The organism is Microcystis sp. LE19-10.1B, assembly GCF_027530565.1.
Classification (GTDB): Bacteria; Cyanobacteriota; Cyanobacteriia; order Cyanobacteriales; family Microcystaceae; genus Microcystis; species Microcystis aeruginosa.
Window position 1 is genome coordinate 1 of the sequence record NZ_JAPZQM010000023.1, and the last position, 9,837, is coordinate 9,837.

9 protein-coding genes and 2 pseudogenes are annotated in these 9,837 nt (G+C 42.6%); 6 read left to right on the top strand and 5 right to left on the bottom strand.

Annotation, left to right across the window (positions count from 1 at the left end; translation table 11 throughout):
* The first annotated feature begins 424 nt into the window (after positions 1 to 424).
* On the top strand, positions 425 to 1,132 hold the full coding sequence (gene rpe, locus O9332_RS00920; RefSeq protein ID WP_002759286.1) for a ribulose-phosphate 3-epimerase: 708 nt from the start codon (positions 425 to 427) through the stop codon (positions 1,130 to 1,132).
* On the opposite strand, the gene O9332_RS00925 is transcribed toward rpe, so the two are convergent.
* Together O9332_RS00925 and hisN are read right to left on the bottom strand one after the other, a co-directional pair.
* Positions 1,129 to 1,251, bottom strand: a complete 123-nt coding sequence (locus O9332_RS00925) for a hypothetical protein (protein WP_283159992.1) — start codon at positions 1,249 to 1,251, stop codon at positions 1,129 to 1,131. The genes rpe and O9332_RS00925 overlap by 4 nt on opposite strands.
* 154 nt (positions 1,252 to 1,405) lie before the next feature.
* Entirely contained in the window at positions 1,406 to 2,212 is an 807-nt protein-coding gene (gene hisN / locus O9332_RS00930; protein WP_288023294.1) for a histidinol-phosphatase, read from the bottom strand.
* Between the two features lie 79 nt (positions 2,213 to 2,291).
* Between hisN and O9332_RS00935 the strand changes: the two genes are divergently transcribed.
* From O9332_RS00935 to hypF, 4 genes are all read left to right on the top strand, one after another.
* Positions 2,292 to 2,441 (top strand): hypothetical protein, encoded by a 150-nt coding sequence (locus tag O9332_RS00935; protein ID WP_155120390.1) that lies wholly within the window; start codon positions 2,292 to 2,294, stop codon positions 2,439 to 2,441.
* Positions 2,442 to 2,662: 221 nt separating this feature from the next.
* Positions 2,663 to 3,115, top strand: a complete 453-nt coding sequence (locus tag O9332_RS00940; RefSeq protein ID WP_002759283.1) for a coiled-coil domain-containing protein — start codon at positions 2,663 to 2,665, stop codon at positions 3,113 to 3,115.
* 52 nt (positions 3,116 to 3,167) lie between these two features.
* Positions 3,168 to 3,842, top strand: a complete 675-nt coding sequence (locus O9332_RS00945; protein ID WP_002759281.1) for a hypothetical protein — start codon at positions 3,168 to 3,170, stop codon at positions 3,840 to 3,842.
* Positions 3,843 to 3,869: 27 nt separating this feature from the next.
* Positions 3,870 to 6,137 (top strand): carbamoyltransferase HypF, encoded by a 2,268-nt coding sequence (gene hypF / locus O9332_RS00950; protein WP_288023296.1) that lies wholly within the window; start codon positions 3,870 to 3,872, stop codon positions 6,135 to 6,137.
* A gap of 355 nt (positions 6,138 to 6,492) precedes the next feature.
* On the opposite strand, the gene O9332_RS00955 is transcribed toward hypF, so the two are convergent.
* The gene (locus O9332_RS00955; RefSeq protein WP_147068862.1) at positions 6,493 to 6,783 is read right to left on the bottom strand and encodes a hypothetical protein; all 291 of its coding nucleotides are present in this window, start codon (positions 6,781 to 6,783) and stop codon (positions 6,493 to 6,495) included.
* A gap of 365 nt (positions 6,784 to 7,148) precedes the next feature.
* Here O9332_RS00955 and O9332_RS00960 point away from each other — a divergent pair, with 365 nt between their 5' ends.
* Positions 7,149 to 8,879 (top strand): diflavin flavoprotein, encoded by a 1,731-nt coding sequence (locus tag O9332_RS00960; RefSeq protein WP_002759277.1) that lies wholly within the window; start codon positions 7,149 to 7,151, stop codon positions 8,877 to 8,879.
* Between the two features lie 142 nt (positions 8,880 to 9,021).
* Here O9332_RS00960 and O9332_RS00965 read toward each other — a convergent pair.
* Together O9332_RS00965 and O9332_RS00970 are read right to left on the bottom strand one after the other, a co-directional pair.
* Positions 9,022 to 9,699: pseudogene (locus O9332_RS00965) on the bottom strand (RNA-guided endonuclease InsQ/TnpB family protein); the annotation flags it as partial.
* Between the two features lie 6 nt (positions 9,700 to 9,705).
* Positions 9,706 to 9,837 (bottom strand): annotated as a pseudogene (locus O9332_RS00970) (IS630-like element ISMae24 family transposase); the annotation flags it as partial.

A 9,837-nucleotide genomic window follows, 5' to 3' on the forward strand; every position in this document is an offset into this window, starting at 1 on the left:
TAAATCCTTATCTGGCAAAAGATTTAACTGATTAGCTCGCTCTAGATCAAAAACAATTGACAAAAATCGTCCAATGTCTTTCTCTATAAGGGTTCCATCTCTTATAACCCCCGTCCATTACATAACACAAACCGAAGAACCTGAAGGTTAAATGCGAAACTGTGATTATGTCACACTTATATACCTCAAGTTTCTAATAAATTCCCTAACAGGGATGGCAATATCTTTTATTTTAGAGTAGAAATGCTTGATTGTCAGTAGCGGTTATTGCTTTACAACAATCACAAATTTTTGTCTGTTACAATTTATACAAAATGTTCTGGGATTACCCCGACTGAAAACTCAAATCCGATTAGTGATCACTGATCACTGATTGCTGATAAGATTGTTACGAAAATATAAACACGAAATTCTATAGTTAGCCATGACCCAAAACGGAAGCTCGAAGTCGATCGTTGTCTCTCCCTCGATCCTATCGGCGGATTTTAGTAAATTAGGAGCCGATATCGAGGCTGTGGATAAGGCAGGAGCCGATTGGATTCACGTTGATGTGATGGATGGTCGTTTTGTCCCGAATATCACCATTGGACCCCTGATTGTCTCCGCTATTCGTCCCTATACGAAAAAACCTTTAGATGTGCATTTAATGATCGTCGAACCGGAAAAATATGTGGCTGACTTTGCGAAAGCGGGTGCTGACATTATTTCTGTTCACGCTGAACATAATGCTTCTCCCCACCTCCATCGTACTCTTTGCCAAATCCGCGAACTCGGTAAACAAGCGGGTGTGGTATTAAATCCCTCCACTCCCCTAGATTTAATCGAATATGTGCTGCATTTGTGCGATTTAGTCCTAATTATGAGCGTTAACCCCGGTTTTGGTGGCCAGAGTTTTATCCCGGAAGTTGTCCCCAAAATCCGTCAATTACGTCAAATGTGCGATGAAAGAGGCTTGGATCCCTGGATTGAAGTGGATGGCGGCTTAAAACCGGCTAATACTTGGCAAGTTCTCGAAGCGGGTGCCAATGCGATTGTAGCAGGTTCGGCGGTATTTAATGCCCCCGATTACGGGACGGCGATCGAAGGTATCCGTAACAGCAAACGTCCCCAACCTCAATTAGCCACCGTTTAATTGCCGCGGGGGTGGGTTAGCTGTTGACTAATTAGGGTCTGCTGAAAAAGTTTTTTGTGGGGACAGGGTGTGGGGTGTGGGGTGTGGGGTGTGGGGTGTAGGTTTTTACTGATTCCCATCTGGTCAATTACCTAATTTTCAGAGAAAAAGTCCCGTAATTTTCCCACGATCACTCCCATAACTGGTACTTTTTGATTGACAAAAAGTCTAAAAGTCTTACCCAACAAGGTTTTTAGATTTATTCAGCCGGCCTTAATTATCTTAGTATTGGCACTAACCCACTCTGCTGATTTGTTCTAAAACCTGCTGCCATAAACCGGAATTAGAGACGGCTAAAACTTCGCTAGAATCAGCTTTTAGGGGATTACCTGACCAATCGCTAATTATTCCGCCCGCACCTTCAATAATCGGGATTAAAGCACAAAAATCGTAGTATTTCAGGTCTGATTCTAGGATGACCATCGGCATGGCAGTGCAGCCGGTGGCTAACATCATATAGTTATAGCAATCACCCCCAAAAGCGGTACGTTTACAGACGCTTTGCAGCTGACGAGCGATCGCTTGTTGTCGTTCTGTGATAAACATTAAGGGAGTGGTGGAGGCTAAACAGGCATTTTTTAAGACAAGTTCCCGATCTTGACGGTAGGGATTAACAATCATCTGGTTATTATAAAGACTGGCTTTTCCCTTCACTCCTAACCAGCGATCGCCTAAAATCGGTTGATCGACAATTCCTAAAATCGGTTGATTTTCTGCCACTAGGCCGATTAAAGTCCCAAAAATCGGCAATCCTTTGACAAAAGAGGATGTGCCATCGATGGGATCTAATACCCAATAACGACCACTTTGGGAGGGAATATTAGCTCCTTCTTCCCTAATAACGCCATCTTCAGGCAATTCTCGCCGAATAATCGCCACCATCGCCTCCTCAGCTTCTTGATCGGCGATTGTTACTATTGAGGAAACTTGCTCGAGTTTTGTCTCGGTTTCTAGATGGGGCTGCCGAAAATAGCGCCGGATAATCTCTCCAGAAGTGTCCGCTAATTGATGAGCTAGTTGGATAGTGCGATCGATATTCATCAATAAAAGTTATCCATACAGGAAAACAATAATGTTTATTTATGGGAAAGGGGAGATGGGGAATTATGAATTATGAATTATGAATTATCAGTGGGGAGGTGGGGAGGTGGGAATTATGAATTATGAATTATCAGTGGGGAAGTGGGGAGGTCGGGGATTTAGCGGAAATTTACCTATCACCCTCAATCTCTATTGCCTCTTGCATAGTGCGAGCGATATTCATCAATAAAAGTTATCCATACAGGAAAACGATAATGTTTATTTATGGTAAAGGGAAGTGGGGAATTGGGGAAGTGGGGGAAATTTGCCTATCACCCTCAATCCCTATTGCCGCGTCGAAGCTAGAACTATCAGTGGGTAACAGTTTGATTTTGACTCCATAATTAAATTAGTCAACGATCGACTCAATCTCAAGACGAGAAAAAATTAATCTATTTAGGAGTTTAGCTGATGACGGCTTTTACGGAAAATGACCTAAAAAGGTTAGAAAATCTGATTATCAATGGACAAAAAGCGATCGAAACTCGTTTAACCTCTTTGGAGAATGGACAAAAAGCGATCGAAACTCGTTTAACCTCTTTGGAGAGTGGACAAAAAGCGATCGAAACTCGTTTAACCTCTTTGGAGAGTGGACAAAAAGCGATCGAGAATAGCGTCGGAGAGATCAAAAGAGAAATTCAGGTCTTAGAGATAGGACAGACGGAAATTAAGGGAGAAATCAGGACTTTAGACGCAAAAATCACCGGTTTAAATGAAAGAGTGCAACTCATCGAGGCATCCGTGGGAAAAATTCCCGATTTAGCCGAAAAAATTGGGGAGGTAAAAAACTGGAAACAGATCGGTATATCGATTGTGACTGCTTTTGTGGGTGGGGTAATTGGTTGGTTAATTCGGGGAAAATAAAACTAGGCAATGTAACATAGTATTAAGCATTTGTATATTTTTATTAATTTTTATGGAACAGACAGCTTTAAATCTGATCGCGATTACCGTTTTTTCGATCACTCTTTCCGTATTTGTCACCCCTTTGCTGTCTATTTCGCCTTTTGTCCCCGCTTTAGCTACTTTTAGCCTCTTGGGATTAGTTACCGTTGATACTCTCACCTTTAATAACCGAGGCGTGACTTTACTACTGGATGCTCTTTCTCCTAGTAAACACCGTCAAAGAGTTATTCACCACGAAGCCGGACATTTTCTCACCGCTTATATTTTAGGCATTCCGATCGCCAGTTATAGTTTGACCGCTTGGGAAGCCTTTCGTCAAGGCCAGGAGGGAGTCGGCGGTGTTCAATTTGAACTAGCAGATTTAGAGCAAAAAGTCAAGAACTTTACCGATTTTCCCGCTTTTTTAGAGCGAATTTCTACGGTGTGGATGGCGGGAATTGCTGCCGAAACCTTAGTTTATGGTAAAGCGGAGGGGGGAGAAAGCGATCGATTTTATCTGCAATCGGCCTTAAAATTAGCGGGGGTTTCCGAGAATAATTATGCCCAAAAAGAGCGCTGGAGTTTATTACAGGCAAAAACTCTTTTAGAAAAACAACAGACTGCCTATCAAGCTTTAGTGATAGCTATGGAAAAAAGGGCCAGTGTGGAAGAATGCTGTCGGGTGATTAGTGAAAGTTTAGTATAACGGGAAAAGTAATCAGGGATGAATTTGATGTTTTCCCCGTTAAATTATCAATCCGATCAGCGATTAGCTTTAATTGTGCGCGGGGCAGTACAAGGGGTCGGTTTTCGTCCTTTTGTTTATCGATTAGCAACGGAATTAAACTTAGCCGGTTGGGTGAATAACACAGCAGCGGGAGTTTTTATTGAAGTCGAGGGCAATCGAGACAAACTAGAAACTTTTTTGACTCGATTATCTTTAGAAAAACCACCTCAATCGCTAATTGAAAATATTGAGACTCAATGGTTAAATACCGTCGGTTATCAAAACTTTAGCATACGTCCTAGCAGCGGCGGTGAAAAGAATACAATTGTTCTGCCAGATTTAGCCACTTGTCCCGATTGTTTAGCCGATATTTTTGACCCGAATAATCGTCGTTATCGCTATCCTTTTACTAACTGCACTAACTGCGGTCCTCGCTACAGTATCATCGAGAGTTTACCCTATGATCGCAGTGCCACAACTATGAGGGGTTTTAATCAGTGTCCCGAATGTCAAAGGGAATACGAAAACCCTCTAGATCGCCGTTTTCATGCCCAACCGAATGCCTGTCCTCGTTGCGGACCCCAAATTAGTCTTTTAGATAGTCAAGGCTCTGTATTAGCGGAAAAAGATCAAGCTTTAATCGCCACTGCTATAGCAATTGAACAGGGAAAAATTATGGCGATCAAAGGATTAGGAGGATTTCACCTAGTTGTCGATGCAAGAAATACGGAAGCAGTGCAAAAATTGCGACAACGTAAACAGCGACCAGATAAGCCTTTTGCCGTGATGTATCCTAATCTTGAGTTAGTGAAAAACCACGGTTATGTATCTTCTTTAGAATCGCAATTATTGCAGTCTCCTGCAGCGGCAATTGTCCTGATCAAACAAAGAAAAAATTATCTTTCTGCTGCCGTTTCTCCGGGTAATCCCTATCTAGGAGTCATGTTACCCTATACTCCCCTACACCATCTTTTATTAGCAGAATTAGGCTTTCCTATTGTGGCAACCAGTGGTAATCTAGCCGATGAACCTATCTGTATTGAGGAAAAAGAAGCTTTAGAAAAATTGGGAACTATCGCCGATTTATTTCTAGTTCATAATCGTCCTATTGTTCGACCAGTGGATGACTCTATTATCAGGGAAATGGCGGGAAAAGCGATGATTTTGCGGCGAGCGCGGGGATATGCTCCCTTTCCCATTAAAGTTAATGATGGAGATTTTCCCCCGATTTTGGCTGTGGGAAGTTATTTTAAAAATACCGTGGCTATCTACCAAAAAAATCAAGTTTTTATCAGTCAACATATCGGCGATTTAGATACGGTTAATGCTGTCAATCATTTTGAAAATATCCTCGATAGTTTAAAAAAATTATACGAGTTTGCACCCGAAGTTATTGCCTGTGATGCTCATCCTGAATATCTAGCGACCAAGTACGCTTATAGCTTAAATTTGCCCGTTATTCCCATTCAACACCATTACGCTCACGTTTTATCCTGCATGGCAGAACATCAGCTACAACCTCCGGTTTTAGGGGTTGCTTGGGATGGAACAGGATACGGTTTAGACGGCACAATTTGGGGGGGAGAGTTTATCCATATTGCTGCCGATTCTTGGCAGCGAGTCGCCCATTTTAAACCCTGGCTATTACCGGGAGGAGAAAAAGCGGTTAAAGAACCCAGACGAGTGGCTTTAGGATTACTAGAAGTTATGGAAAATACTGATAGGATAAAATCAGCTTTTAGTGAACAGGAATGGTCTATTTTTAGGCAAATGTTAACCAAAAAAATTAATTGTCCTTTAACTTCTAGTGTCGGGCGTTTGTTTGATGGTGTGGCGGCGATTCTAGGTTTATGTTATCAATTAAGTTTTGAGGGACAGGCAGCAATGCAGTTAGAATTTGCCCTTGAGGGCATTAAAACGGAGGAATATTATAATTTTTCTTTATCAGCTGACTCACCCATAGTTATTGATTGGAATCAGCTAATTTTAGGAGTTGTTGAGGATTTAGAAAAACAAGTACAAATCGGCATAATTGCCGCTAAATTTCATAATAGTTTAAGTGAGATTATTGTAGAAATTGCTCAGAAAATAGGCAGAGAAAAAATTCTCCTGACGGGAGGCTGTTTTCAAAATCGTTATCTGACGGAAAGAACAATTAATCGCCTACAAGCTTCGGGATTTCAACCCTACTGGCAGCAAACTGTTCCCACTAATGATGGTGGTATTAGCCTTGGTCAAATTATCGGGGCTTTTTCTAAACTTAAACAGTTCTAGATAGGACAAAATTAACTTCTTGGTTAGGATAGACAAGAGGCAAGGGGTGCCTCTCACATTTGCAGAAATACCGACAATCAGCAATTATCAGTGACCCTTAAATTATTACAGACATATCAGCAGCTGCCTGTAAGCATCCCACCGAAAAACCAATGCGCTCTAGGGTTTGGGTAGGGTTGATTCATGAATCAACCCTACTATAGAGTTCTTGCATAATTAATTTTTGAGAGTGCAAAAATGAGATGCACCCAGAGGTAAGAGGTAGTTATAAGCGTTAAAGATAAACCACAGAGACACAAAGAACAGAGAGAGCCGATTTTTTTCTAGACTGTTGAGATGGTCGAAAATTGAGATTTTAGTTTAAACGATGCCACTCAACGATTTTATTGCCTACTTTCAAAATAATTGCTTGACCTAAACCCAGTTCTTGTGTCACATTAACTAGATGGGCGAAATTTTGACGGGTGATTGCTAGTCCCTGCAAACAGGCTAGAAAATCGAGACAGAGAACCGTAGAAAATTCCCAAGTTTGCCGGTAAACACGGCAATTATCTGGTAAAAAAGCCACAAGAGCGCGAAAATGAGTCAAAGCGGCTTTCTCAAAATTGGCGCTAGTGCAGTCAAAAGACGAGTGCTGATAGCTCATAAAAACTTTGCCTGATAGGGAGAGAGCAGGGTTTTCCTCAGACTAGCACCTCGCTTCTGGGGATCACGTTCCCTTTAGAATTTCTCAATAGACTGGCAAATCCCCCCAGAGGAGTATCGTTACCCGCGAGCAAATTGCTAGAAGCTAGGTTTCTTCCCAGAGATAGTGTACTTTAGATATTGATGTCCTTCCGGCTGGCAAGATAACCTATAAATTTCCCCACTCGTCCCTAGCGATAAAAGGCTGTATTTAGTCAAAAATCAAGTGTTGACTTTGATGCCAAACTTGCCAAGTAAAAAATGATCACAGCCTCAAGTTGCCGCTTAACTACTTGACTACTTAACTGATAACTGGTAACTAAAATTATGAATAATGCAATTGTCAAACCGAGAGATGTACAAGTAGCACCGATAGCCGCCGATACTTTTGTCTTTCGTTCCCGCACTTGGGACCGGTTAAAATTCGAGATCGAATACGGATTACAAAAGGGAACCACCGCCAATAGTTATCTGATTAAAAGTGAAAAGGTCGCTCTTTTTGATCCCCCGGGGGAATCATTCTCGTCCATATTTTTAGAGGCTTTAACTAAAAGAATCGATCCGAAAACTATTGATTATATTATTCTCGGTCACGTTAACCCCAATCGTGCCGTCACCCTCAAGGCACTTTTAGAAATCGCGCCTCAAGTCACTTTTGTTTGTTCTAATCCGGGGGCAATTTCCCTGAAAAAAATTCTTGAAACCGAAGCATTAAATCTGTTGGTTGTCAAGGGGGAAGAAATATTAAATTTAGGAGCAAACCATCAATTAGAATTTATCCCCACTCCTAACCCCAGATTTCCCGATCAACTCTGTACCTACGACAGCAAAACCGATATTCTCTACACCGATAAATTATTCGGAGCGCACGTTTGTGGCGACCAAATTTTTGATGAGGGTTGGAGCGTTTATAACGAAGATCGGCGTTATTATTTCGATTGTCTCATGGCTCCCTATGCCAGCCAAATTAGCAACGCTTTGGAGAAATTAGCCGCTAAATCGCCCTTATTTTATGCCGTTGGTCACGGTCCTCTGGTGCGTTACGGGATGCACGAATTGACCCTTTCCTATCAACAATGGTTAGCAGTACAAAAGTCCCAAGAGTTGACAATCGCCCTGATTTATGCTAGTGCCTACGGCAACACCGCCACCCTTGCTCAAGCGATCGCCATGGGAATCACGAAAGCGGCAGTAGCAGTGACGGCGATTAATGCCGAGTTCGCTGAACCAGACGAGATCAAAACGGCGATCGAAAAAAGTGTCGGTTTTATCTTTGGTTCCCCCACTTTGGGGGGACACGCACCGACTCCCATCCAAACCGCCTTGGGGATTACCCTAGCAAATGGCGATAAAAGCAAGCTGGTGGGGGTTTTTGGCTCCTACGGTTGGAGTGGTGAAGCGATCGATCTTTTGGAAGGTAAATTCCGGGATGGCGGTTATCGCTTCGGTTTTGAGCCAATTCGGGTTAAATTTAAGCCCACGGAGGCAATTTTAAAGACCTGTGAGGAAGCGGGAACCGATTTCGCTCAAGCAGTCAAAAAAGCTCGCAAAAGCAGACAACCGAAAACTAATGTTAACCAATCCCAAAGCGATCGGCGATCGCAAGCCCTGGGCCGTTTGGTGGGTTCTCTCTGTATCGTCACCTGCGAATTGGGGGAATTGCGCGGCGCCATGTTAGCCTCTTGGGTGTCGCAAGCGACGTTCACCCCCCCCGGATTGACTATTGCCGTGGCGAAAGAACGAGCGATCGAGTCTCTGCTTTATAGCGGTACGCCTTTTGTCCTTAATATCCTCCAAGAAGGTCAACATTTGGCTTTAATGAAGCATTTTCTTAAACCTTTTTCCCCCGGAGAAGATCGTTTTGCTAATATCGAAACCACTAAAGCTGAGAACGGTGGGCCGATTCTGGCCGAAGCGCTCGCTTATCTGGAATGTCGGGTAGAACAACGAATGGAGTGCGGTGATCATTGGCTGCTTTATGTGATCGCAGAAAAAGGCAGGGTTTTACACCAGGGTTTAACCGCCATCCATCATCGCAAATCTGGCAGTTATTATTAACTCATGGTGACGGGCAAGGGATCGCAAAAAACAAGGGTTTCGGCTGATCCCGAAAGTGAACAATACTCTCCCCTATCCTTCTGCTACTGTTTGTAAAACAAGATCATTGACATCCTCACCGCCGTAAACGGACGGCGATTCCCTACAGATCAAACAAACTTAATTGAACGATCTTTGGATGGGTTGACGCTTCACGGGATGCTGCTTCTTTAACAGAAGTCTTACACCTTCCTCTGCGTCCGTTTTTTGAGGTCTCCGATTGCCCACCGGCGACCTTGATATTAATTGCGGCGTTCACGTCCCTATCATGGAAAGTCCCACAAAAAAGACATTCCCACTCACGGATATTTAATGCTTTCTTACCGCCGATATTCCCACAACAGGAACATCGCTGAGACGTTGGCTCCCATCGGGAAATTATCCGAAAATCACGCCCATATTTATCAGATTTTGCCGATAGCATATCTCGAAAAGAACGCCATCCCAAATCTGATATAGCACGGGATAACTTGCGATTTTTAACCATTCCCGATGTGTTTAAATCCTCTAAAATTATCGTTTGATTTTCACGAACAACTCTAGTGGATAGTTTATGCAAGAAATCAGTACGAGTGTCTTTAATCTTTGCGTGGATTTTAGCTACTCGTTTCCTAGCTTTTTCCTGTCGTTTACTTCCTTTCTGTTTTCTAGAAAGGTTTTTCTGTGCTTTTCTTAGTCGTTTTAATCGTTTCTTTAACGGTTTCGGTGCGTCTATCTTTTCTCCTGTTGAGAGGGTAGCAAAGGCAGCAATCCCTAGATCAATTCCCACTGACTCCCCATTAAGTACCTAGGCAAAATTAATTACATACTCGCCTCCAAAATTGTCCAGCACTTTTTTAACGTAAGCGAGGAGGCTCTTTCGGTCTTTATAGGCGCTAAATTCAATCCATTCATATTTTAAAAATCTCCATAATATTTC